Origin of the sequence: Leeia oryzae DSM 17879 (assembly GCF_000376945.1) — a bacterium.
Taxonomy (GTDB): domain Bacteria; phylum Pseudomonadota; class Gammaproteobacteria; order Burkholderiales; family Leeiaceae; genus Leeia; species Leeia oryzae.
In genome coordinates this window covers 283,276-307,767 of record NZ_AQXU01000024.1, presented here as the reverse complement: position 1 = coordinate 307,767, position 24,492 = coordinate 283,276, and the positions used below count along the sequence as shown (strand labels likewise).

Here is a 24,492-nt window from a genome sequence, read left to right as displayed (position 1 = left end):
GCCGGATACCTTCAGCAGGATGATGCCAAACCAGCGTTAAATCTGCCCCAAGAACCAGTTCACAATGTAGAAATGGTCTTCAAACAGGTCGCTTTCCATTCTGGAAAAGTGCGAAAGCGGCACCCAGCTTGCCTTGTCTGCATCGTCCCCACCCTTCACTTTTGGCAAACCCTCTTGGGTCGGCGCCAATTCAAACAGGAATGCATGGGTAATGGTCCGGCCACGCAAGCTGCGCTCGGGATGATCAAACACACGCGAAGCACGAATGGAGCCCGCCAATACCGGCTCGGGCACTTTCAGGCGCGTTTCTTCACGCAGTTCGCGAATGACACCGTCTTTTAGTCGCTCTTCCTGCTCGACAAACCCCCCAGGCAACGCCCACAGGCCTTTACCGGGCTGCGCACGCCGTCTGACCAGCAGAATATGGCCCGAGTGAATCACAACGGCATCAACCGTCACAAAGGTCGGCGCATACGGTGCTGCACGCCATGCAGCCTTGTATTGCTGGATAAACCGGTATTCCGAGGCCAGGTTTTCATAGGCCGGGGTTTGTTTGAATTGCTGCAGATAGCTTTGCACGGACTCGGGCAACAGCGCTTCGAAGGGCTCAAACGCCTCGGCATTTTCAAAGTAGGCATGGCGGATGGCGGTCGCGTTCGGCCCCGGCACCTCGTCCATGCCGATGCGCTTCCATTGCGGGAAGAAATCCAGATATGCCGTATCCAGCCCCAACTGGGTGCCGATCATGCCGATCCGGAAACTGGCCGGGCGGCTACCCAGGCTGGCGGTATCCACCGCAATCACCTTATCCACCGCATTCTGGACTTCGGTCACCCACTGCTGATCGTTGTACATGCGGTCGGAAACCCCCACGCAGTACACCCGGTTTTGCTGCTCAGGCGTCAGACACGCGCGCAGCATCGCCTCGCGCTCTTCGACCGACCACGGCAACTCGTAGCTTTTGGACCGTCGGGCAGAGCCGCACACCACAATGATCTTTTCAGCCAGTTCCAGTGCTTTTTGCACCGTCGACAAATGTCCGACGTGGAACGGCTGAAAACGACCAATGTAGATGATGTAATCCAGCATCAGGCAGGAACCGCTTCTGGTTGTTTGACAGCGACATTCAGCGCGTATTGACGCTCAGAAAAAGCCAGCATGCGATCAATCGGCACGCGCGCGGCTTCAATCTGCTCAGGCGTCAGGTAGTCGATCACCACGCCCTGCCCTTGCTGGGCCCGTTTCACCGCTTCAATGGTATTGAGCTTCATGTAAGGACACTGGTTGCACTGGCAACCGGCATAAATCGGCGCCTGGCGGATGTCCAGATCCGGACGTGCCAGCTTCATGTTGTACAAAATGCCGTCTTCGGTCGCGACAAAAATGACGCTTTCCGGGGCTTTGTCAAACGCCTTGACCCAGTTCAACATGCCGGAAGTCGAACCGACATAGTCGGCCTGTTGCAGCACGGGCAACGGGCTTTCCGGATGGGCAATCAGGTAATGCGGCAAATCGCCCACGCTGGCAAAGCCTTCGTCGAGCGCTTTCTGGTTGAACTTGTCGTGCACTTCGCACACGGCAGACCATAGCGGCATGTCGTAGCCGTACTGGAAGTTCAGGTAGGCACCCATGTTACGGTCTGGCGAGAAGATCACTTTTTTGCCCTCTGCATACAGATGGGCAATGATGTCGTCCACATTGCGGCTGGTCACGATCCAGTCGGACAGTGCTTTGTGTTCGGCAGAAGAATTGATATACGACACATGCACATGGTCGGGGTAAGATTCGCGCCAGGCTTTGAGCGCGGTCACGTCGGTCTGTTCGACCAGAGAACAGGTAGAACCACGGTCCGGTAACACCACGGTGGCATTCGGGTTCAGGATTTTGGCGGTTTCGGCCATAAAACGCACACCGGCAAACACAATGATGTCGGCTTCGGCATCGCGGGCAAACAGGGATAATTCCAGACTGTCACCCACCTTGTCCGCCATCTGCTGGATTTCAGGTGTGGTGTAATAATGGGCAAGTGTAACGACCTTGGCCATAGGAGTTCCTCCTACGCATATAAGGGTAGCCAGTCTCTCTGGCCACCGGATATTCTGAATATGTAGTACAGCGAAGACTGCATCGCTGCGGACCTTGCAGCCTGTTTTAACGACGGAATCCCCGCCTGATCAGTTTGCGTATGTTATTTTGCACCACAACATTGTGCGTGCCAACCCAAGTCGACGAACGGTGTAAGAAATTTGCAACGAAGCGGCTTGGCCCGCACATCCGGAGACTCATCGCCCCCCTTACCGGTTACCCAATGCCAGCTTGACCCCGAACCCGACCAGGGCAACGCCGGCCAGACGGGTTGCCACTTTTCTGGCGGACGGAAAACCGGCCAGGCGTTTAGCCAGCTGGTTCCCTACCAGCACCAGCCCGGCCTGATACACCAGACTCAGCAGCGTCACGTGCAGCATCATGATGCCCAGCGTCAGACTGGAAGCTGACCGGTCCAGAAACAGCGGGAAGAAGGCCACAAAAAACAGAATCACCTTCGGGTTGGTCAGACTGACCAGAAACCCTTGGCGGAAGTAAAAACGGGCGGGCAATTTTTCGGACGCCATCTGCTCAGCGCCGGACAGTCTGGCACGCAGGAGTTGTACGCCCATCCAGACCAGATAAGCGGCACCAAACCATTGCAACAGGCTAAACAGCATCGGGTTAGCCTTCATGACGGCGGCCAAACCCAGCACGGCGGCCAGCATCATGCAAAAATCGCCAAGCAGTGTACCGGCGACCGACGCCATACCGACGCCAACACCGTTTCTGGCCGTTGCGTTCAGAATCGCCAGCGTCCCTGCGCCCGGTATGGATTGAAACACCAGAATAGCCAGAATAAAGCTGCTGTAGTTTTGAATGCCAAACATATACCCCCCCGCTGGATTGACATGATTTATTACAAATGACGTGTCAGCACAATCATCCCGACTGCGTTAATCTTTGTAAAGTAACAATCATCATATTGTCACACACGCATATTCGCCACCCGATACCGAGCATCCAATTGTCTTATTCTGCCCCTAAAATCCTGTTTGGCCCACATGTTCCCGACTTGTTGCGGGAAGAAACCCTGCCTGATCTGCTAGAAGCCACCGCGGCCCGCATCCCGCACAAAACCGCCCTCACGTTCCAGGACAAATCCCTGACGTATGAGGCGCTGAATCACCAAGCCGACATCGTAGCGCATCATTTGATTGCCAACGGCGTCAAGGCTGGCGACATGGTGGGGTTGTGGCTACCGCGCGGCATGGACCTGCTGGTTGCCATGGCGGGCATCACCAAAGCAGGGGCGGCATGGCTACCCATGGATGCGGACATTCCGCTGGAACGGGTACTGGACTGCTTGTCTGATGCCAATGCCGTGGGGATTGTCACACTGGCAAGTTGTGCCTTGCCAGCAGGTATTGCCGTATGGACCGTCACTACCCTGACGCAAGACCCAATCCAGCCACTGCTGCGTCGGCAGGGCCATACGCCGGACCATCCAGCCTATGTCATTTATACATCTGGCTCCACTGGCAAGCCCAAAGGCATCCAGATTCATCACCGCAGCATTTGTCATTTCTTGCGGTCTGAAAACCACGAATTGGGCATTCGCGAAGAAGACCATGTTTACCAAGGCTTCTCTGCAGCCTTTGACATGTCGTTTGAAGAAATCTGGATCAGTTATCTGGTGGGTGCCAGTCTGTGGATTGCCCCTAAAGAGCTGGTCAGTGACCCGCAAGCCCTGCCCAAGGCTTTGCGTGAAGCGGGCATTACGGTCATGCATGCCGTACCTACCTTGCTGGCGCTGTTTGCAGAAGAGGTGCCGTCGCTGCGGATTATCAATCTGGGTGGCGAAATGTGCCCGGATGCGCTGGTCGACAAATGGGCCATCCCGGGCCGACAAATGTTCAATACCTACGGCCCTACCGAGGCCACGGTATCCGCCAGTCTGGCACGCTTGCAGGCAGGGACGCCCGTCACCATTGGCAAACCGCTGCCTAACTATGGCTTGCTGGTCATCAGCGAACAAGGTCACGCCGTCCCGGCCGGCGAAGTCGGCGAACTGTGCATTTTTGGACCGGGCGTCTCTTATGGGTACCTTGGCCGGCCGGACCTGACCGCTGAAAAATTCATCGCCAACCCGTATGCGGAGCATCCGCAAAACAGCCGTCTTTACCGTACCGGAGACCTGGCCTCGATTGACGAGGAAGGCAATGTGCAGTGTCTGGGTCGGGCAGATGACCAGATCAAGATTCGTGGTTTCCGGGTGGAACTGGGAGAAATTGAAGCCGTCCTGTGCGAGCAGCCCCATGTCGGCACGGCAGCAGTATTGTTAAAGCAGTTGAATGGTCTGGATCAGTTGGTGGCCTTTATCGCGACAGAAGGCGATACGCGCCCGACCCTCTCTGCCTTGCGTCAGGGATTGCGCAGCAAGTTGCCCGCTTACATGGAGCCGGCGTATGTCGAATTTCTGGAGACGATCCCCCGGCTGACCTCTGGCAAGATTGACCGTAAAGCACTTAAAGCACGCGAATTATCCCCGCAGGAACCTGACGAGGAAGAAGACGAGCCGCAAAACCCGGCTGAAGTATTGCTGTTTGGCATCTTGAAAAAACTCTTCCCCGGCCAGCCGGTTCGTCTGGGGGCGGATTTCTTTGATGACATGGGTGGGCACTCGCTGCTGGCCGCACGACTGGTGTCTGAGGTGCGTCAGCAAGCTGCCTTTGCCTGCCTGACAGTACAGGACGTCTATCGCCGTCGGAGCGTGGGGGGGATTGCCCAGGCCATACTGCAACTGCAGAACAGCCAGACCACCCCAGCGGCGGACCACACCCATGATCACAACAACAGTACCCTGCGCCGGTTGCGTTGCGGCATAGCCCAAGCCATTGCCTTGCCACCGCTGATTGCACTGCGCATCTTGCACTGGTTGGCACCATTCTTTACTTACCATATGCTCACGGGCGAAGAGACCGACAGCATCCCTTTTGCCTTGTTGATGTCGATTGGGGTCTTTTTGCTCAGCATTCTGGCGAGCTTCCTGATTCCGGTTGTGATGACCCGCCTGCTGCAAGGGCACATGAAACCGGGCAAGTATCCGCTTTGGGGCATTCAGTATTTCCGCTGGTGGCTAAGCAACCGTTTTCTGGAAACCGTACCCGTCAATCTGATTTCCGGCTCATCGCTGTACCCGGTCTACCTGCGGGCACTGGGCGCCAAAGTCGGTAAGGAGACCGTCATTGGCTCCATGACCATCCGGGTGCCGTCTCTGCTGAGTCTTGGCTATGGTGTCAGCATCGGTTCATCTGCCAACTTCGAAAACGCCCATGTCGAGGCCGGCGAATTGCATGTCGGCCGGATTGCGCTGGCAGATGAAGCCTATGTGGGCTCATATGCCGTCCTGGCCGTCGATACCCGCATTGAAGCCCACGGTCATCTGGAGGGCCTGTCTTCTCTGCCCCAAGGCACGAGACTGCCCAAAGACGAGCGCTGGGCCGGCGCACCCGCTGCTTTCAAAGAGCAACTGGACCATGCCCAACTGCCGCACCGCGTACCTGCGTCTCGCGCAAGAATCACCGCCGAGCATCTGATGTATCTGACGGGCGCCATGTTTATGGCTGTGTTGTTCTTTGTGCCGATTTTCCCGGCATTTGTGCTGGTGGACTGGCTGGATGCCTCCTGGCTGGATTTGTCGGAGGGCAGCTACAGTGCGGGTTTTATCGCTTTTGTGTATTTCTTGCTGGCCATTCCGGCCACAGCCATTCTGATTCTGACCACCGCCTTGCTGTCTGCCGCAGTCCGCTGGGCGGTCTTGCCGCGGCTGGAAGCCGGTAGCTGGTCCGTACATAGTCATATTTATTATCGTAAATGGCTGACCAACCAGATTCAGGAGGCCAGTTTAAGTGTACTGCACGGCGTGTACGCTACCCTGTATGCGCCTTGGTGGTATCGGCTGCTGGGCGCCCGCATTGGCAAGGGGGCAGAAATCTCCACTGCCATGGGGGTGGTACCTGACATGCTGACGCTGGGTGACGATACCTTCATCGCGGACGCCGTCATGCTGGGGGACGACGAGATTGACGCAGGCTGGATGACCATTCGTCCGACCGTGATCGGTGATCGCAGTTTTGTAGGCAATGGCGCCTACGTCCCGGATGGCACGATCTTGCCGGAAGGCGTCTTGATTGGCGTGCAGTCGACGGTACCCCCCAATGCAGACATTCGTAGCGGAGACACCTGGATGGGCTCGCCGTCCATGCGCCTGCCCGCCCGCGAGCAGCTGGCCGGTTTTCCGGAGCACCTGACGTTCCGCCCTTCCTGGCGCAGACGTCTGGCCAGGGGACTGATTGAAGCCGCACGCATCGTCCTGCCGCAAGCCCTGATTATCGGCGTGGGCTACCTGATCGTCCTGAATGTTTTGCCACAGGTAGAAGACGATGCCTGGGGTACCGTGTTTGGCGAGCTGGCCCTGGATGGTGTGTTGTATGGTGTGGGCTGCTTCCTGTTTGTGATTCTGCTCAAGTGGGTACTGATTGGCCGCTACCAGCCCAAGGCAGCCCCGATGTGGACCCCGTTTGTCTGGCTGAGCGAGGCAGTCACCAACCTGTACGAATCGATTGCAGTCCCCAATAGCGTTAACTTTCTGCGAGGCACTCCCATGCTGCCCTGGCTGCTGCGCCTGATGGGAGCCAAGATCGGCAAAGGGGTGTATCTGGATACCACCGACATTACCGAGTTTGATTGCGCTCATATTGGCGACAATGTCGAGATGAATGCCCTGACAGGCCCACAAACGCACTTGTTTGAAGACCGGATCATGAAGATTGGCCAAGTCCGCATCGAAGCTGGCGCCACGGTGCATCCGCGCGGCACCGTGCTCTACGATGCAACCGTCGGCAAAGATGCCCGCCTGGGACCGCTGACGCTGGTCATGAAAGGCGAAAACATTCCGGCAGGCACCCGCTGGATCGGCTCGCCAGCGAGCCCATGGGCAGGCACGCCAACATCTGACTAATGATTGTCTGGTGACACGGCAGGCGAAATCACACCCCGGCGTAACGGATTCACTATCAGCCGCTGGGGCTGAAAGGCGTCTCGGATCACCGGCAGGGCCAGCATCGGGTCACAACTCGCACACATGAAGATATCCAGCGCAGCAAACCCGACTTCGGGCCAGGTATGGATAGACATGTGAGACTCGGCCAGCAGCAATACCCCGGTAATGCCCTGTCCCTCGCCAAACGGATGAAAATGGGCATGCAGCACCGTTGCGCCAGCCGCACGGGATGCTGCCAGCAAGGTGGACTCTATGAACGGAATGTCTGCAAGCCCCTGCCCCCCCCACATGTCCAGCAGCAGATGCCGGCCCGCAAACTGGCCGGTTTCATCTTCGGCAAAATAGATCTCGGCAGGGGCAGGTATCACTTGCATCATCACGGCTTCAGGGCAATGGACGGCACGTCTACCGTGCGGGTTAGCCAAGCCTTGTAGGTATCATCGTCGTACCCCAGGATTTGCACGCCATCGTTCTCGTCCTTTTTCGAGACAAAATCGATATAGGACACAGACTCTTTTGACGCCGTATCCCCGTCCCGCTGAATGATGGCATCACCTGCATCATCATAGGGGAAGGGCACACCATCCACGAATACCTTGCCTTTTTCATGCTCGGCAAATTTGTCCAGCTGGTCCGGGTTAGTACCCAGCTCGTCCAGGGTCATGGGTTTGACCGTGATGTCACCATCCACCGCTTTGCCATCCAGCGTCAGAAACAGATGCTGCTCTTCACCAGCCTGGTTTCTGATCTGTAGCTCATACCAGTTACCATCCGGTTCAACATACGTATTCATGTGCTCGACAACCCAATCCCGAGTGGTGCCGCCCTGTGGAATGGAAAGTACCTGTGCCGGCTTGAGCGCCTGAATTTGCGTCAGATCCAAAGCCAGCGCAGACAGCGACATGCAACCGGTGAACACCCATAAACTTGCCCATACTCTTTTCATGCCATCTCCTCTTTCAGCCCAGAGAACAATTATGCCAAATCCAGTGCCGACAAATCGGCGCATCCCTGCTTGACGGGCGGGCACCAGAAATACGCCGTCCACAAGGGCCGGGAGAACGTGAACAAGGCATCCACCACATCATCCTCGGCGCCCGTCATGCGGGTTAACTGTGCTTCAAACGCATGAAAATTGCGGCCAAATGCCAGAAACATCAACCCGGAAGCATCACCGGCAGCCCAGGGCATCGAGCGCCGAAGCATGAAAGCTTCCGGCGTAAAACTCTCTTGTGCTGTCCGCTTTACATGCGCAGATGCGGGTGCATCCTCCAGCTCTTCATTATCTGATTTGCGGCGACCAATCGCGTTATCCTGTTCGGCCGGGCTCATGGCCTCGAATTTGTCATACAGGTGCTGCCATTGCTGCAGGACAGCGCAACTGGCGCCTGAGGGTTGCAACGCGGCATCGGCAGCGTCATCCCCCTCCGGATTCTCGGTACCATCTTCATAACCGGTCAGGTCACGGCCCTGGTGATAGCAAAAACTCTCTACCTGCCCGGCCAGCCGGAACGCACCACCCAACGCGGTCATCAGATGGCGCTGCAAGTGGACCAGATCCCCCCGCTCGCTGCCACGCACCCAGCACCACAGGGCATGGGGCGTGGACGGTACGTCCACCCGGGCACCGTCTGGTGCTTGAAACTGACTCAAGCCCGGCAGGCTGACATTCAGCAGCGTCGCAAGCGGCTGACCAATCCCGATACAAAGTTGCTGTCCATCGGCAATGGTCGCCAAGCGGGTCAAAGCCCCCTTGACCAAATGGGTATCGGCAATATCAAACAGCAGATGCACAGCCACCGGTGTCACAGGGTCCAGTACCGCACCTTGATGAGAAGCATAGGCCAACATAACCCCCTTTAACTTGTTAAGATGATGAAGAGATGTTGCTTGCAAACGATAACAACAAGGCCTCGCCCTCTGGCCACGGACCATAGCCGGAAGCGCCATTGATATGGCCGGCGTTGTCCAGCCAGGTCAGTTCGCTGCCCCATGCCCGGGCAAACTGGCTGGCGCGTGCTTGGGTGACGTATTCGTCTTCCGTACTGGCCACTACCCGCGAAGGGAACGGCAAGGCGGCCATTGGCATGGGTGTAAAACCCTGGGTACAGTCCGGGTAACTTGGGGCATCCACATCGCTGGGGGCTACCAGCAAGGCACCTGCAACACGCCCTCGGGGCGAAGAAGCCGCCCAGTGGCCAACCAGCGCACACCCCAGGCTATGCGCTACCAGTATCGGCGGCGCTTTACAGGCCCGTATCGCCAGCTCCAGGGCGTCAACCCAGTCTTTGCAGACAGGCGTCGTCCAGTCGGCTTGCTGGACGCGCTGCCAGTCAGGGTGACGCTGCTCCCAGTGGGTCTGCCAATGCTGCGGGCCCGAATTCCACAAGCCGGCCACCATCAGCACCGGGGGTAAACCGGTTTCGTCTACATTCATGCTGCATGTCTCCCAGGTATCTTGATTATCCGGCGTGCCAGATATCGCCATAGTCCAGCACCAGCGCATATTCATCCACACGCAACAAGGCCGTAAAACTGCCATTGGCACTCTCGTACCGGTACAAGCCGTCCGCCAGCGCCGTATAGCGTTGGGGCAAAGGGCTGAATGTCAGGTCCGGGAAGCGTAACCATGCGGCCGTCACCGCCACCGTTGTACCCATCGCCGGCTGCAAGCGGCGGATCGGCAAGGTGTTGGTTGCCGGCGTAAACCCCAGATCAATATCGGCACACCCAGCCAGATCGGGCAGCAACTCGCCGTTGCTCCACCACTGGCCCTGCGCGTCACGGCAAATCTGCAGGTCGACTACAGCAGCCCCTAGACTGCCCTTGATGCTGGCGGTTCTGGTGATCCAGCCGGCATCGCAAATGATCTCGTAAGACAGACGGGCATCTTCGGCCTCGACGCTTACCTCGCCTGACAAACGCCATGTGTCGCCGTGTTGCGCCAGGCAGCATCGTTCTTTACCCGGGGTATCCTGTCTTATCCAGACCCGCTGTACCGGTAATGTTGTCACGCTTATCGCCCTCCTGCTACATCCACAAAGGTGCCGGTCACATACGACGCGGCATCCGACAGCAACCAGACAATCGCTTCGGCAATTTCTTCCGGCTGCCCGCCCCGCTGCATGGGCAAGCTGGACTTGATGCGGTCTACCCGACCAGGCTCACCGCCACTGGCATGCATGTCGGTATAAATAAACCCAGGCCGGACCGCGTTCACCCGGATGCCTTCTGCCGCGACTTCAATCGATAACCCCTTGGTCAGGGTGTCGATGGCGCCTTTTGAGGCCGCATAATCCACATACTCGCCCGCAGAACCCAGCCGGGCGGCGGCAGACGAAACATTGACGATAGACCCGCCTTTGCCCAGATGCCGGGTTGACATGCGGCGCACCGCCTCGCGGCTACAGAGAAACGCACTGGTCACATTATGACATAGCATATGGTTGATCCGGTCTGCCGTCATGTCCTCTACCCGCATCTGCGGCATCAGGATAGCCGCATTGTTCACCAGCGCATGCAGGTAGCCCTGATAACGGTCTATCTGCTGAAACAGGTGCAACACGTCCTTTTCTTGAGACACATCCGCCTGGACGGCAAATGCCTGCCCGCCATCTGACTGGATTTGTGCCACCACGGCATTGGCAGCGGCTTCGTTACGGACATAATTCACGCACACATGGTAGCCCTGTGTGGCCAGCAAGCGAGCAGTCGCTGCGCCTATCCCCCGGCTTGCGCCTGTCACCAATGCAATACGGTTCATGATGTTTGTGCTTTCTCCAGACAAGCAGCACAGATGCAGACCTTGTGCTTTAAGTCAGCCGGTACTTGTGCCAGCAAAGCCGGCGGAAATGTCTTGTCACTACACCAGCAGTCAACGTCCAGCCGACCGCAGATGGCTGGCGCGCACTGGTTGTTGCCACCACACAATGGGCAAGTAGTTGATGATTCCGGGATCACGGCCAACCTCTCAAACCAGTTTACAGGCGCTGGATTTTACGCCAAGATGATTCACAACGTTTAGCCTGCAAAGTACCGCACAAGCCATCCTGCCTCAGCCAACATATTAAAGGAATGTTTGTACATGGAATACCGTCAACTGGGACAAACCGATGTGAAAGTCAGCCTGATCGGGCTGGGCACCATGACCTGGGGAGAACAGAACACGCTGGATGAAGCACACGCGCAGATCCGGCTGGCAAAAACGCATGGCGTCAACCTGATCGACGTGGCCGAAATGTATCCGGTCCCGCCACGTGCCGAGACCCAAGGGGAAACCGAACGGATTGTGGGGGAATACTTTGCCCGCCACCAAGACCGCAAGGACTGGATTCTGGCCACCAAAGCCACCGGCCCGGCCCAGAACCCGAAACAGCCCGGCTATGTACGCGGCGGCAAACTGAATTTCAACCTGGCCAACCTGACCGAGGCCGTCGATGGCAGCCTGAAGCGCCTGCAAACTGACTATATCGACCTTTACCAGTTGCACTGGCCGGATCGCAAAACCAATATGTTTGGCCAGCTGGGTTATACCGCAGAAGAAAACAACCCGGGCGCCGTGCCGATCGAAGAAACACTGCACGCCCTGAAGCAACTGGTGGATGCCGGCAAGATCCGTTACATCGGGCTTTCCAATGAAACCCCGTGGGGTGTATCCCGCTTTTTGCATTATGCAGAGGCACTCGGGCTGCCCCGCGTCGTTTCCATCCAGAACCCCTACAGCCTGTTAAACCGCTCGTTTGAAGTAGGGTTGGCGGAGTTCGCTCACCGGGAACAGGTGGGGCTACTGGCCTACTCGCCACTGGCCTTTGGCGTACTGTCCGGCAAGTACCTCAATGGTGCCAAGCCGGACAAAGCCCGGCTGACCCTGTTCGAGCGCTTTAGCCGCTATACCAACAAGGAAGCCACCAGCGCCACGGCCCTGTATGCAGAGGTAGCACGCCAACATGGCTTGTCACTGGCACAAATGGCACTGGCCTTTATCAACCGGCAGCCGTTTGTCACCAGCAATCTGATTGGCGCCACCAATCTGGATCAGCTGAAAGAAAACCTGGAGAGCGTGCATGTCACCCTGAATGCCGACTTGCTGGCAGAGATTCAGGCCATCCATACGCAGCACCCTAATCCGGCACCCTAAGCCACCCAAAAGCACAAAGCCAGCAACCGGTCAGGGCTTGCTGGCTTTGTGTCTGGTGATGCATCACAAAATCTTGGGCGCAAGGAGCGCAGCGATTTCCACCACTGCATCCCCCAATGGGTCCGCCCTGTCCGCTGCTTACTTCAGGCGGCCATCGGCTTTCAGGCGTGCTTCCACATAGCGGCTGGTGCCCTCTTGCACGGTCAGGAAGTCCTCTTCATAACCGGCTTCACGCAACAGCACCGTGTCTGCCTCGGTAAAACTCTGGTACTTGCCTTTGAGCGCGTCCGGGAAGGTAATATATTCCAGCACACCTTCCTTCACCAGTTCTTCCAGTGACAAGACTGGCTTGCCCTCAGCCTGGCGGCAGGTATTGGCCACCGTCACGGCGACATCGTTAAAACTTTGCGCCTTGCCGGTACCGCAGTTGAAAATGCCGGCCACTTCCGGGTTATCCATGAAGTGCAGGTTGACCTTTACTACGTCTTCAACGGAGATGAAGTCGCGCATCTGTGCACCGTTGGCGTAACCGTCATTGCCTTCAAACAGCTTGATCTTGCCGTTTTCCCAATACTGGTTGTACAGATGGTAGGCCACCGAGGCCATGCGGCCCTTGTGCTGCTCGCGCGGGCCGTAGACGTTGAAGTAACGCAGCCCCACCACCGGTGCGGTCAGGGTTTCGATACGCTGGCGGATGATCTGGTCAAACAGGAACTTGGAATAGCCGTACACGTTCAGCGGCCCTTCAAATTCACGTTCTTCGCGGAACACGCTGGTGGTGCCATACACGGCCGCACTAGAGGCATAAATCAGCGGGATTTCTTCTTGCTGGCAGAACTCGAACAGATGCAGGGTGTAGCGATAGTTGTTTTCCATCATGTAGCGGCCATTATGCTCCATGGTGTCAGAACACGCGCCCTGATGGAAAATCATGGTCAACTGGCCATCCAGATCACCGGCCGCAATCATCTGGATGAAGTCTTCCTTGTCCAGAAAGTCGGCAATCTCGCAATCCACCAGATTGCGGTATTTGTCACCCTTGGTCAGGTTATCCACCGCCAGAATGTTGGTAATGCCGCGCTCGTTCAAGGCCTTGACCAGATTGGACCCGATAAAGCCTGCTGCCCCTGTTACAACGTACATAATCTATCTCCTGCCAGGGCCCGTCACATGACCAGCCCGGTTAATTTTTTCCAGCGCGCACGCCTCATTTGTCTGGCAGCGTCTTGCTGACGCGCCATCCGGCTCAGATGTCGGCCAACAACTCGTCCGGGTGTACCACCGCGGTACCCAGCTTGCCGACCACAATCCCTGCGGCACGGTTGGCCCATTCGACAGCAGCATCCAGCGACTCGCCCGCTGCCAGCATCAGCCCCAGCGTGGCAATCACCGTGTCGCCAGCCCCGGTGACGTCAAACACTTCCCGCGCCAGGGTCGGCTGATGGAAGGTATGACTGGCGTCAAACAAAGTCATACCCTCTTCGCTACGGGTTACCAGCAGTGCGTCCAGGTTGAATTTTTCGCGGACCTGACGGGCTTTTTCTGCCAGCTCGGCGTCGCTGGACCATCCGCCAGCCACGTCCTTGAATTCGCTGCGGTTAGGGGTAATGAGCGTCGCCCCGGCATAACGCGACCAGTCCGATCCTTTCGGGTCTACCAGCACGGGTTTGCCCGCGGCACGCGCCAGCGCAATCATCTTATGGATATGCGCCAGCCCACCCTTGCCGTAGTCCGACAAGATCACCACGTCCACATTTGGCAAACGGGCTTCAAAATCGGCCAGTTTGGCGGCGAGGACTTCGTGGCTTGGCTGAGTCTCGAAATCTATGCGCAACAATTGCTGCTGACGGCCAATCACCCGTAGCTTGACGGTCGTGACCAGCTGTTTGTCGCGCAACAAGCCGGCATCCACGCCATCTGCGGCCAGCAGCCGGTCCAGCGCCATGGCAGGTTCGTCATCGCCCACGACAGACAGCAGGCCGGCCGATGCACCGAGCGCCGCAATGTTGCGCGCCACGTTGGCGGCACCGCCCGGGCGCTCCTCGACGGACTCGACCTTGACCACCGGCACCGGCGCCTCCGGAGAGATACGGTTCACTTCGCCGAACCAATAACGGTCCAGCATCACATCGCCAACCACCAGAACGTTTGCCTTTTGCAGACGCTGGCGCAGGGTATCTTTGGTTAATGCCATGATGCTTGATATTCCATGACGGACTGACAAAACGCGATTGTAACGCGAAAGCACGCGGAACGCGGTTAAGCGACTGCAAAAAAGCGCAAATCTGGCGGGTAAAACTTGTTCTTACTACCACTCACCGGTAAACTTGATACCTTTGATTATTACGCACTTTTTAAGAGCCCATCGCGACATGACAGTAGCTTCTTCTGGGCATTCCCCGGCCATATTTGACTTGAAAAGCGCCACGCTGACGCTGATCGCAGTGGTACTAAAAACAACCGACCTGAACGAACTGGCACAAGAGCTGGCAGAGCGTCTGGGCAAGACCCCCAACTTCTTCAGCCAGGACCCGGTGGTCATTGATTTGTCCCTGGTGGCTGACAGCGCCGTGGTCCCGGACTTTGCCACGCTGATTCCCCTTCTGCGCCAGTACAAGATGATCCCGATTGCGGCCAAGGGCGGTAACGATGCCCAAATGAACGCTGCGCTGGATGCCGGCCTGACCGAAGCACCGGATTCTCACGTCGCCGCTGCTGCCCCTGCCACCCGGGTTGAAACCGTGGTGCAGGAAGTCGTACGTGAAATCATCAAGGAAGTACCAGTCGCCACACCGGGTATCACCATGGTGGTCGACCGTCCCCTGCGCTCCGGCCAGCAGGTCTATGCCAAAGGCGGCGACCTGGTGGTACTGGCCGCGGTCAGTTTTGGTGCCGAGGTCATCGCCGACGGCTGCATCCATGTCTATGCCCCGCTGCGCGGCAAGGCCATTGCGGGTGCCCGCGGCAATATGGACGCACGCATCTTCACCACGCACCTGGAGCCGGAACTGTTGTCTATTGCGGGAATCTACCGTACAACGGATACACCGCTACCGGCCAATGTCGCTGGCAAAGCCGCACAAATCCGGCTGGATGGCGAAAAAATGATCATGGAGCCTTTGGTGCTCTGATCCGCGATGCCAGCCATGTGACATACAGGGATGTGGCTGCAAAAGAATTTTAGTGATTTACACCTCCCTATCTGCCTGAAAACAGGTAGATACATTGAAAAGGAACAACACAAGATGGCCAAAATCATCGTGGTAACATCTGGCAAGGGTGGCGTAGGCAAGACGACGACAAGTGCCAGCTTTGCCTCCGGCCTGGCCCTGCGCGGCTTCAAAACTGCCGTCATCGACTTTGATGTGGGTCTGCGTAACCTGGACCTGATCATGGGCTGCGAACGCCGTGTGGTCTATGACCTGATTAACGTCATTCACAACGAAGCCAACCTCAATCAGGCACTGATCAAAGACAAACAGTGCGAAAACCTGTTTGTCCTGCCGGCCTCCCAGACCCGGGACAAAGACGCCCTGACCCAGGAAGGCGTAGAACGTGTCCTGAACGACCTGATCGCCATGGGGTTTGAATACATCATTTGTGATTCGCCTGCCGGTATCGAGACTGGCGCCCTGCTGGCCATGCATTTTGCTGACGAAGCCCTGATCGTGACCAACCCGGAAGTCTCCTCTGTCCGTGACTCGGACCGAATTCTGGGCATGCTGGGCTCCAAAACCAAGCGCGCCATGGACAGCAAAGAGCCGATCAAGGAACACTTGCTGATTACCCGTTACAACCCGCTGCGCGTAGAAGACGGCCACATGCTGTCTCTGGAAGACATCCAGGAAATCCTGCGCGTGCCACTGATTGGCGTGGTACCAGAGTCCGAAAGCGTCTTGCAAGCCTCCAACCAGGGTGTGCCAGCCGTTCACCTGCATGGCAGCGATGTCTCCGAAGCTTACAAAGACGTGGTGGCCCGCTTCCTGGGTGAAGACAAGCCATTGCGTTTTGTGGATGCCGTGAAACCAGGCTTCTTCAAACGTCTGTTTGGCGGGAGATAAGTCATGTCATTCCTGAGTTTCCTGCTAGGAGAAAAGAAAAAATCCGCCAGCGTTGCCAAAGAGCGCTTGCAGATTATTCTGGCGCACGAGCGCAACGGCAAGTCTGCAGCACCGGATTACCTGCCGGCACTGCAACGTGAACTGGTTGCCGTGATTTCCAAGTATGTGTCCATCAACCCGGATGACATCAAGGTGCATCTGGAAAAACAGGACAACCTGGAAGTGCTGGAAGTCAAAATCGAGCTGCCAGAAGTCACGCGCTGATCATCATCTGTTCTGTCGCCAGCATCATGCAGACCCCGTCTTCATGATGCTGCGCCCTCTCAAGCAATCCGTACCAACCTGAATGTCATTGCCCGGAGTAGTACATGAGCCAAGTCATCCGTTTTTATGAACATGGGGGACCCGAGGTCCTGAAACTGGAAACGATCGACCTGCCGCCGCCAGGCCCGGGCGAAGTGCGCATCCATCAGCATGCTGCCGGACTGAACTTCATCGACATTTATCACCGTAACGGCCTCTACCCTGTTCCTTTGCCGTCTGGCCTCGGTCAAGAAGGGGCGGGTGTGGTAGAAGCGGTGGGAGACGGCGTCACGGATTTCAAGGTAGGCGACCGGGTTGCCTATGCCGGCGGACCGATTGGCGGCTATGCGTCAGATCGCAATTACCCGGTCAAAAATCTGGTCAAACTGCCGGATGGTATCGGCTTCGAGCAGGCGGCCGCCATGATGCTACAAGGGCTGACCAGCCAGTATCTGTTGCGCCAGACCTATGACGTCAAAGCGGGCGATACCATCTTGCTACATGCAGCAGCCGGTGGTGTCGGGCTGATTGCTACCCAATGGGCCAAGGCACTGGGTGCGACGGTCATTGGCACCGTCTCAAGCCAGGCCAAAGCCGACATCGCGAGTGCACACGGTTGCGACCATGTGTTTATCTTGTCGGAAGTCGATCTGGTCAAGGAAGTGAAAAACCTGACTGGCGGTCAAGGCGTACCGGTGGTGTATGACGGCATTGGCAAAGATACCTTCATGACCTCGCTGGACTGCTTGCGTCCCCGTGGTTTGATGGTCAGCTTTGGCAACGCATCGGGGGCAGTTCCCGCCTTTGAGCCAAGCCTTCTGGCGGCCAAAGGGTCGCTCTACCTGACACGCCCTACCCTGGCGCCGCATATTGCCACCCGGGCAGCGCTCGACAAAGCGGCCGGTGAACTGTTTGAGGTCGTCCTCTCCGGCAAGGTAAAAATTGAAGTCAACCAGCGCTATCCGCTGGCCGATGCCGCGCAGGCACAGATTGACCTGGCAGCACGCAAAACCACCGGTTCTACGGTGCTGATCCCTGGCTAAACACCTGAGATCATGGCGGTCGGAAGCACAACAAACAACGGGGGGCTTTAGCTCCCCGCTTTTACTTGAGCCCAGTCCTGTAGGCGTTGCGGCAAGATTCGCTTCAGAATGGCAAATACCTTGGTGGGCGTCGTCACCGGATAACGCGCCTTGGGGCGCTTGCTTTCCAGCGCATGAATCGCCGCTTTCAAGACCGCCTCCGGCCCCAGTGTAAACGGCACCACCGCCCCTTCTTTGGTCAGCCGGGCTTCCAGAGTCTGGTAAATGGCCTGGTGTATCGGGTCGGCTTTGCGCTGGATATGCGGCTGCAGGTACTGCTGGTAAGCCAGATACGCATTGGGCCGGAACTTGCTGCGAATCGGGCCTGGTTCGATCAGTGACGGATAAATGCCCGTGCCGCGCAACTCCAGCCGCAGCGTATCCACCAGTCCTTCCATGGCAAATTTGCTGGCATTGTAGGCGCCACGCATCGGCATGGCCGCAAACCCGAGAATCGAACTGTTAAACAGGATGCGTCCGTGTCCTTGTTTGCGCATGACCGGAATCAGCAGATTGGTCAGCTCCAGCGCACCAAACAGATTGGTTTCAAACTGTGCTCGCATGGCCTCGCGGGTCAGATCCTCTACCGCACCCGGCTGGCCGTAGCCAGCATTATTGAACAGAGCATCCAGCTTGCCGCCGGTACGCCCCAGAATGATGGCAACAGCCGTATGGATACTCTCGGAATCGGCCACATCCAGCTGCAGCGCTTCCAGACCATCATCCTGCAGGCGAATCACATCCTCTGGCCGGCGGGCCGTGGCAAACACGCGCCAGCCGCGCTCGGTCAATCCTTTGGCCACACACAAGCCAATACCACTGGAACAACCGGTAATCAAAATGCTGCGTTCAGTCATCAAGCGTGTCCATTCAAGTGTGTGTCGACGGGTAGCATGTGTCCGCCCCCCTGAGAAATCCGGCCCCTATTGTATACGTCTCCATGACGATTCAGCCACGGTCGCACGTAAAACTCTTGTCGCCGGATGAACTAACCGGAGGCCGGTCTTGTCCAATGCCAGATAATACGATTGATTCTTGTTCACCCAAAGGTACCTACCTATGTCTTCCGCAGGCAACCCGCTCCTCTGGTCCGGCTTTATCGTGATCGTACTGATCATGCTGACCATCGACTTGCTGGCCTTGAAAACCAAAGGCAGCCATAAAATCTCGACCCGGGAAGCCCTGGGCTGGTCTGCCGTCTGGGTGTGCATTGCCATGCTGTTCAATCTGGGTCTGTGGGTGTATCTGGATGCTACTGCCGGGCGAGACATTGCCAACGAGAAATCGCTGGCCTTCTTTACCGGCTACCTGATCGAGAAAGCCCTGGCGGTTGATAACATTTTTGTCTTCCTGATGATTTTCAGCTACTTTTCGGTACCGCCGCAGTACCAGCGCAAGGTGCTGGTCTATGGCGTTCTCGGCGCCATCATCATGCGGGCCGTCATGATTGTGGTTGGTAGTGCGCTCATCGCCCGCTTCCACTGGATTCTGTACTTCTTTGGTGCCTTTCTGGTCTTTACCGGCATCAAGATGTGGTTTGCCAGCGAGGGGGAAAACGACCTGGCCAGCAATGGACTGCTGCGCTGGCTAAAGAAACACCTCAAGCTGACCCACGAGCTGCATGGCGAGAAGTTTTTCGTCCTCAAGGACGGTATCCGCTACGGTACGCCCCTGCTGCTGGTGTTGCTGATGATCGAGTTTTCTGACCTGATCTTTGCCGTAGACAGCATTCCGGCGATTTTTGCCGTCACGACGGATCCGTTTATCGTGTTTACCAGTAACATCTTTGCCATTCTGGGGCTGCGCGCCATGTACTTCTTGCTGGCCGACATGGCAGACCGTTTCCATCTGCTCAAGTATGGCCTGGCCCTGGTATTAGGCTTTATCGGTGTAAAGATGCTGATCGTCGAATTCTGGAAGATCCCGGTCAGCGTATCGCTGGGGGTGGTGTTCTTGCTGATTGCCGGTTCGGTCATCCTGTCACTGCGCCAGAGCAAACCACAAAAACAAACCGTGTAAACGGATTGGGATGACGGATGCCCCGTGCCTCAGTCATCTTCCCACAGGCGCAGTTGCTCGCCCTGCATCACCGGTTCATGGTCCGCAAAACGTGCACCAATGCCCAGGAGCCGCACCGCCAGCTGTCGGCGCGGCAGGGCCTGCTTGAGCAAACGGCTAAACACCGCCATATCCGGCGCATCGCAAACGCACTCCATGGTAGTCTGGGTAAAGTCTGCATACTTGATTTTGACAAAGGCCTTGTGCGGCAACTCGGTGGCGGAGCGCTGCATGCGCTTTTGCCAGTCAGCATACAAGGCCGGCAGCTTTTCCAGACAACTGGCTTCGTCAGGCAAATCCTGATCATAGGTATATTCTACCGATAAGGACTTGCGGCGTTCGTGCGGGGCAACCTGTCGTTTGTCTATGCCGCGACACTGTTCATATAGTTGGTGACCAAACTTGCCAAACCGGTCGATCAGGGTCGTGAGCGGCCATGCCTGCAAGTCGGCACAGGTCGTTGCTCCCAACTGATGCAAGCGTTCAGCCGTCACTTTGCCGACCCCCCATAACTTGGCCACCGGTAATGTGCGGATAAACTCCCCCACCTCTTCCGGACGAATCACAAACTGGCCATTGGGCTTGTTCCAGTCGCTGGCAATTTTGGCCAGCAATTTGTTGGGGCCGATTCCGGCCGAGGCAGTAATGCCCACTTCCTGCTCGATACGGGTCCGGATGGCTTGGGCCATCAGGGTCGCACTGCCCTTGCACAGGTCGATGCCGGTAACATCCAGATAGGCTTCATCCAGGGACAACGGCTCGATCTTGTCGGTAAAGTCAGCAAAAATATCTCGGATTTGCATGGATGCCGCCCGGTAGCGGGCAAAGTCGGGAGGGACCACCTTGAGATGCGGGCACAGCTGCATGGCCTTGTAGGTGGACATGGCCGAGCGTACGCCGAATTTCCGCGCCAGATAATTGCAGGTGGCAATCACGCCACGGCGATCTGCCGCCCCGCCAACCGCCAGCGGAATATCCCGCCAGGCCGGTTCGTCGCGCATTTCTACCGAGGCATAGAAACAGTCGCAATCAATATGTATGATTTTCCGGGCATCTGATGACATGCGGCAACGGCTATCGACAGGCGAATGTGTCGGATAGTGTCCTGTAGAAACAAAGAAACGTTATTGTACGTTCGTTCTATATATTTGTCAGCGACTTGTATGCCGTCAAACCAGGGAGGCATCCCGGGTAAGCACATGACATTGCAACTGGTTACGGCCGGCACGCTTGGCCTCGTACAAGGCAGCATCCGCCGCCTTGATCAGGTCTTCTACGTGCACAGATTCGCGGTTATCGGCAATGCCGCCGCTGAAGGTCACCTGAAATACCCCGTGTCCATTCGGGTGCTGCAACTGGCCAAAGTCTTCCCGGATACGATCCAGGACCTGTTTGGCCTGCTCGGCATCGGCCCCCGGCAAGCCCACCAGAAACTCCTCGCCACCGTATCGCCCGACAATATCGCTCTTGCGCAAACGTCGCCGTAACATCCAGGCCATGCTGCGGATCACCTGATCCCCCACCGGATGCCCGTACTGATCATTCACCTGCTTGAAGCGGTCGATGTCGATCATGATGACCGACATGGGGCGCTGCTGCTTGTGCATGGTCTGCATCGTACTTTCCAGTGCAGACTTGGTGCTGGTGTGGTTATGCAAGCCGGTCAGGCTGTCGCGGAACATCGACCAGCGTAGCGCCCGGTAACGTTCTACCGTACTTTTGACAATCGCATTCAGAAACACCGGGTTAAACGGCTTGGTCAGAAACAGGTCACCGCCCAAGCGTAGCGCTTCGATCTGCAGCGCCACATCGGTTTCGCTGGACAGGTACAGAATCGGGATCGACAGATACTGATTATGCTGGCGAATCACCCGGGCAGCCTCCACTCCGGTACAGCCGGGCATGTGCATGTCCATCAGGATCAGATCCGGCTTGAAAGCCGCCAGTTCATGCAAGACCTTGTCGGGATGATCAATCGCATGGGTAGTGATGCCGGGCTCATTTAAAGCCAGCTGGGTAATTTTGGTCGCGGTTTTGGAGTCTTCGACGATCAGAATGCGGTAAGGGTCGTCTGCCTTTGCCTCGCTCAGCGTCAGCAACTGGGCCACGATCTGGTGCACCGGGGTGCCTTCCAGCAGGCACAGGTCACAACCTTCTGCCAGCGACTGTTGCAAGAGAGAGAATTCGGACCGCACGGCAAACGCCACAATACGACAGGTCGGGAAACTGTTACGCAAACTCTGAACCCGCTGCCGCCAGACGTCCTGTTCGACGTCGTGGGCATCGATGAGCAGCATCGGCATGTCGTCGGTCACGGGCGGGACTTCACCCCAGCGATGCGCACTGGCAGACAAGCCAAAATAGCCCAGTTGCACCAGCATGCCCTGCCATTTGTCAGGTCGCTCGCTCAGCAGCCAGACACTGCGAAACCCCGGTACTTCATGCGGCAACCCGTCCTCTGACACCGCGCGCCGGCGCTCCTGCGCCATTTGCAGTCGCTCGATATGCTGTTGCAGCTGTCGCTCAAGCGCTACCAGCTTGTCGGATAACTGCTCGGTCTGCGTGCGCTCCAGCGGGTGCGTGGCGCCAAAAAGTTCCAGCGCGTGCTGTTCCAGTGCCTGTGCATGCTGCATCAGGCCGGCAATACCCTTGTTGATTAAGAATTCGGTGGTACTGCTGAGGCACACGACAAACTCGACAAAATGATCGAATGCCGCACAGGCTTCATAACGCTGCCATGCCTCTACCAGATTGCGTCGGCGTTCAAACAGCTCGGTCGGTGTATACAGCGTATTCATGGGTATCGGGTCTATCTTTCTGCAAGTGCACTACCGCCTTGCCACAGGCACCATCACACACAGCCGGCATGTTTTTAAACAGCATGATCAAAAAAACGGACGTTCAGGCATGAGGTACCGGAAATGTGCAAGGACGTATCACTGCCCGGTGAAGAAAGATAAAAATTTGCGTGCCAATACAGTCGTTTAAACGATATTAACACCGAAGAAAGCCGGCACCAAGTACCCAGATGAATAATCAGTCATCATACGGATATTTGCTTGATGCCAGGCAAAAGCGGGAGATCAGTTCACGGTATCGATACGTTTGATGGCCAGCATCAGCGCTGACGTATCTACCAGCTGCTGCTGGTCAAAATTCTTTTGCAACTTGCCGTTTTCTTTCAGGAATTGCTTGAGCTCGTTCAGGTAAACCGTCATGCCGCCATCAGGCTGGTTACGCTGCTGCAAGGCAGTCCTGCTATGGAACTTGATGGAATTCAGCATGCCGATCAGGTCAAGCGAGGCATAAGGTTTTTCACCGGCAAAGGTGCGCTGGTTCAGGATCTTCTCGAACTCGCTCCAGCGGTTGGTTTCACTGATCCACTGCCGTCCTTTCATCCAGCCGGTAAAGAAGCGGCTCAGCGTTTCGGTGCCCAGTTCTGCCTTGCTGTCGTTATGAATGGCAAAACCTTCCGGCATGACACCCGGGTAACTGGCGCTATCGGCCTCCACATGGCCATTGCCGTTATTGCGCGCCAACAGTGCAGGCGGGTCATACAGCAGCACCAGCGGAAATTTGTTCTGGATAAACGCCTTGGCCAGCGGCTCGCCATCCAGCTCGGTGAGTTTGACATCCGCCAGCTTCAAGCCGTGCGATTTGAGAAATTTGTCCAGCAGATAGGTGACAGACGAACGGCTCAGGTAGATGCCGATTGTCTGGCCTTTGAGTTTCTGAAAATCGGTGAGGGTATTTTTGACAATCAGCTTGTCCCCGCCATTAGACCAGTCCGTCTCGGCCAGAATGGTAATCGGGTAGCCCTGCTGATACAGATCGACCCAGGTACCGGTCATGTCGTACATCAGGTCCAGTTTTTTGGCACGGAAGTCCTTGAACATGACGGAATAGTCGGCGTACTTGACCAGATGCACATCCAGCCCCTGCTCCGTCCAGTAGCCTTTAACGTCGGCCACGTTGAGCGGCGCGGTCCCGATCCAGGAGGTCACCCCGACTTCAATACGTCGCGCCATGGCCATACTGGCAGACAGACAAAGCATGACCAACAGTACGCACCGAATCCGTTTCATGATCCCCAACCACCCTGTTGTGATAAGTGATTGAATTTACGGGGATAGACAGGCCATCGGCAAGAAGACAACTGCAATACAGCATTGCAAGAATCGCAGATACCGGTGTGATACCTCCGGTTCTTGCAACAATCAGGCAGAGTGAACGACTTACGCCAGTTGCACCGGAATGGCGCCCGCAGTGCCTTTGATCTGGTTCTGCTCGTTCACATACACCAGAGAAGGCGCATAACCGGCCAGCTCCTTGTCGTCGTAACTGCCATAGGTCGCGATGATGACCAGATCCCCCACCATCGCACGCCGGGCGGCGGCGCCATTCAGCGAAATAATGCCCGACCCGCGCTCGGCACGGATGGCATAGGTGGTAAACCGTTCGCCGTTATTGATGTTGTAGATATCGATCTGCTCGTTTTCGCGGATATTGCCCGCTTCCAGCAGGTTTTCATCAATGGCGCATGAGCCTTCATAGTGCAGTTCGCTATGGGTAACGGTCACGCGGTGCAGTTTGGACTTCAGCAGGGTGCGTTGCATGGGATTCCTTCGTGGCTGGTTCAGGGTGGGGATCGGTAAAAGCTGCGCGATTCTAAGGGGGATGAGAATGTGATGCAATCAGTTACGGCCCCTAACATGCTAAAATCCGGAATGTATTTTTTATTCAGTCATTTACCCCTATAGT

At 56.7% G+C, this 24,492-nt stretch carries 24 protein-coding genes; 7 read left to right on the top strand and 17 right to left on the bottom strand.

All coding sequences use genetic code 11. The features are described from left to right. Nucleotides 1-36: 36 nt before the first annotated feature. The 3 genes from F552_RS0113015 to F552_RS0113005 all read right to left on the bottom strand — a co-directional run bounded on the left by F552_RS0113015 (nucleotide 37) and on the right by F552_RS0113005 (nucleotide 2,915). Nucleotides 37-1,089 carry a bifunctional nicotinamide-nucleotide adenylyltransferase/Nudix hydroxylase gene (locus tag F552_RS0113015; RefSeq protein WP_018152193.1) on the bottom strand — a complete coding sequence of 351 codons (1,053 nt, stop codon included), beginning with the start codon at nucleotides 1,087-1,089 and terminating at the stop codon, nucleotides 37-39. Further along, nucleotides 1,089-2,045, bottom strand: a complete 957-nt coding sequence (gene nadA / locus F552_RS0113010) for a quinolinate synthase NadA (protein ID WP_018152192.1) — start codon at nucleotides 2,043-2,045, stop codon at nucleotides 1,089-1,091. The genes F552_RS0113015 and nadA overlap by 1 nt, the downstream gene beginning before the upstream one ends. A gap of 249 nt (nucleotides 2,046-2,294) precedes the next feature. Beyond that, the gene (locus F552_RS0113005) at nucleotides 2,295-2,915 is read right to left on the bottom strand and encodes a LysE family translocator (RefSeq protein ID WP_018152191.1); all 621 of its coding nucleotides are present in this window, start codon (nucleotides 2,913-2,915) and stop codon (nucleotides 2,295-2,297) included. A gap of 137 nt (nucleotides 2,916-3,052) precedes the next feature. On the opposite strand from F552_RS0113005, the gene F552_RS0113000 reads away from it, so the two are divergent. After that, nucleotides 3,053-7,048 (top strand): Pls/PosA family non-ribosomal peptide synthetase, encoded by a 3,996-nt coding sequence (locus F552_RS0113000; protein ID WP_051078314.1) that lies wholly within the window; start codon nucleotides 3,053-3,055, stop codon nucleotides 7,046-7,048. Here F552_RS0113000 and speD read toward each other — a convergent pair. The 7 genes from speD to F552_RS21120 are packed head-to-tail and all read right to left on the bottom strand — an operon-like array spanning nucleotide 7,045 to nucleotide 11,050. Then, nucleotides 7,045-7,467: an adenosylmethionine decarboxylase gene (gene speD / locus F552_RS0112995; RefSeq protein ID WP_018152189.1), complete on the bottom strand. Its 423-nt coding sequence runs from the start codon at nucleotides 7,465-7,467 to the stop codon at nucleotides 7,045-7,047. The genes F552_RS0113000 and speD overlap by 4 nt on opposite strands. Beyond that, entirely contained in the window at nucleotides 7,467-8,036 is a 570-nt protein-coding gene (locus F552_RS0112990) for a DUF4178 domain-containing protein (protein ID WP_026182703.1), read from the bottom strand. The genes speD and F552_RS0112990 overlap by 1 nt, the downstream gene beginning before the upstream one ends. 29 nt (nucleotides 8,037-8,065) lie before the next feature. Then, nucleotides 8,066-8,941, bottom strand: coding sequence for a Dyp-type peroxidase (locus tag F552_RS0112985; protein WP_018152187.1), 876 nt, complete (start codon nucleotides 8,939-8,941; stop codon nucleotides 8,066-8,068). 16 nt (nucleotides 8,942-8,957) lie between these two features. Beyond that, nucleotides 8,958-9,527 carry an RBBP9/YdeN family alpha/beta hydrolase gene (locus F552_RS0112980; protein ID WP_018152186.1) on the bottom strand — a complete coding sequence of 190 codons (570 nt, stop codon included), beginning with the start codon at nucleotides 9,525-9,527 and terminating at the stop codon, nucleotides 8,958-8,960. Between the two features lie 25 nt (nucleotides 9,528-9,552). Next, nucleotides 9,553-10,104: a putative glycolipid-binding domain-containing protein gene (locus F552_RS0112975; protein ID WP_018152185.1), complete on the bottom strand. Its 552-nt coding sequence runs from the start codon at nucleotides 10,102-10,104 to the stop codon at nucleotides 9,553-9,555. A gap of 2 nt (nucleotides 10,105-10,106) precedes the next feature. After that, nucleotides 10,107-10,853, bottom strand: coding sequence for an SDR family oxidoreductase (locus F552_RS0112970; protein WP_018152184.1), 747 nt, complete (start codon nucleotides 10,851-10,853; stop codon nucleotides 10,107-10,109). Further along, nucleotides 10,850-11,050, bottom strand: a complete 201-nt coding sequence (locus F552_RS21120; protein WP_373280224.1) for a cysteine-rich CWC family protein — start codon at nucleotides 11,048-11,050, stop codon at nucleotides 10,850-10,852. The genes F552_RS0112970 and F552_RS21120 overlap by 4 nt, the downstream gene beginning before the upstream one ends. Before the next feature lie 124 nt (nucleotides 11,051-11,174). Here F552_RS21120 and F552_RS0112965 point away from each other — a divergent pair, with 124 nt between their 5' ends. Next, nucleotides 11,175-12,227 (top strand): NADP(H)-dependent aldo-keto reductase, encoded by a 1,053-nt coding sequence (locus F552_RS0112965; protein WP_018152182.1) that lies wholly within the window; start codon nucleotides 11,175-11,177, stop codon nucleotides 12,225-12,227. A gap of 138 nt (nucleotides 12,228-12,365) precedes the next feature. On the opposite strand, the gene rfaD is transcribed toward F552_RS0112965, so the two are convergent. Beyond that, nucleotides 12,366-13,373, bottom strand: a complete 1,008-nt coding sequence (gene rfaD / locus F552_RS0112960; protein ID WP_026182701.1) for an ADP-glyceromanno-heptose 6-epimerase — start codon at nucleotides 13,371-13,373, stop codon at nucleotides 12,366-12,368. A 100-nt stretch (nucleotides 13,374-13,473) separates the two neighbouring features. Further along, nucleotides 13,474-14,421, bottom strand: coding sequence for a D-glycero-beta-D-manno-heptose-7-phosphate kinase (gene rfaE1, locus F552_RS19370; RefSeq protein WP_018152180.1), 948 nt, complete (start codon nucleotides 14,419-14,421; stop codon nucleotides 13,474-13,476). 178 nt (nucleotides 14,422-14,599) lie between these two features. Here rfaE1 and minC point away from each other — a divergent pair, with 178 nt between their 5' ends. From minC to F552_RS0112935, 4 genes are all read left to right on the top strand, one after another. Continuing rightward, nucleotides 14,600-15,358 (top strand): septum site-determining protein MinC, encoded by a 759-nt coding sequence (gene minC / locus F552_RS0112950; RefSeq protein ID WP_018152179.1) that lies wholly within the window; start codon nucleotides 14,600-14,602, stop codon nucleotides 15,356-15,358. A gap of 114 nt (nucleotides 15,359-15,472) precedes the next feature. Beyond that, nucleotides 15,473-16,288: a septum site-determining protein MinD gene (gene minD, locus F552_RS0112945; protein WP_018152178.1), complete on the top strand. Its 816-nt coding sequence runs from the start codon at nucleotides 15,473-15,475 to the stop codon at nucleotides 16,286-16,288. A 3-nt stretch (nucleotides 16,289-16,291) separates the two neighbouring features. Next, nucleotides 16,292-16,552, top strand: a complete 261-nt coding sequence (gene minE, locus F552_RS0112940) for a cell division topological specificity factor MinE (RefSeq protein WP_018152177.1) — start codon at nucleotides 16,292-16,294, stop codon at nucleotides 16,550-16,552. Between the two features lie 104 nt (nucleotides 16,553-16,656). After that, complete coding sequence (locus F552_RS0112935; RefSeq protein WP_018152176.1) at nucleotides 16,657-17,634, top strand: quinone oxidoreductase family protein; 978 nt, start codon at nucleotides 16,657-16,659, stop codon at nucleotides 17,632-17,634. A gap of 47 nt (nucleotides 17,635-17,681) precedes the next feature. On the opposite strand, the gene F552_RS0112930 is transcribed toward F552_RS0112935, so the two are convergent. Further along, nucleotides 17,682-18,530: an SDR family NAD(P)-dependent oxidoreductase gene (locus F552_RS0112930; protein WP_018152175.1), complete on the bottom strand. Its 849-nt coding sequence runs from the start codon at nucleotides 18,528-18,530 to the stop codon at nucleotides 17,682-17,684. A 202-nt stretch (nucleotides 18,531-18,732) separates the two neighbouring features. On the opposite strand from F552_RS0112930, the gene F552_RS0112925 reads away from it, so the two are divergent. Next, nucleotides 18,733-19,692 carry a TerC family protein gene (locus F552_RS0112925; RefSeq protein ID WP_018152174.1) on the top strand — a complete coding sequence of 320 codons (960 nt, stop codon included), beginning with the start codon at nucleotides 18,733-18,735 and terminating at the stop codon, nucleotides 19,690-19,692. Between the two features lie 29 nt (nucleotides 19,693-19,721). Here the strand turns inward: F552_RS0112925 and dinB are convergent, their stop codons facing one another. The 4 genes from dinB to panD all read right to left on the bottom strand — a co-directional run bounded on the left by dinB (nucleotide 19,722) and on the right by panD (nucleotide 24,347). Continuing rightward, nucleotides 19,722-20,795, bottom strand: coding sequence for a DNA polymerase IV (gene dinB / locus F552_RS0112920; protein WP_018152173.1), 1,074 nt, complete (start codon nucleotides 20,793-20,795; stop codon nucleotides 19,722-19,724). A 105-nt stretch (nucleotides 20,796-20,900) separates the two neighbouring features. Next, on the bottom strand, nucleotides 20,901-22,529 hold the full coding sequence (locus tag F552_RS0112915; protein WP_018152172.1) for a GGDEF domain-containing response regulator: 1,629 nt from the start codon (nucleotides 22,527-22,529) through the stop codon (nucleotides 20,901-20,903). A 285-nt stretch (nucleotides 22,530-22,814) separates the two neighbouring features. Further along, nucleotides 22,815-23,816 carry an ABC transporter substrate-binding protein gene (locus tag F552_RS0112910; protein ID WP_018152171.1) on the bottom strand — a complete coding sequence of 334 codons (1,002 nt, stop codon included), beginning with the start codon at nucleotides 23,814-23,816 and terminating at the stop codon, nucleotides 22,815-22,817. Nucleotides 23,817-23,966: 150 nt separating this feature from the next. Next, the gene (panD, locus tag F552_RS0112905; protein WP_018152170.1) at nucleotides 23,967-24,347 is read right to left on the bottom strand and encodes an aspartate 1-decarboxylase; all 381 of its coding nucleotides are present in this window, start codon (nucleotides 24,345-24,347) and stop codon (nucleotides 23,967-23,969) included. Nucleotides 24,348-24,492 lie beyond the last annotated feature (145 nt).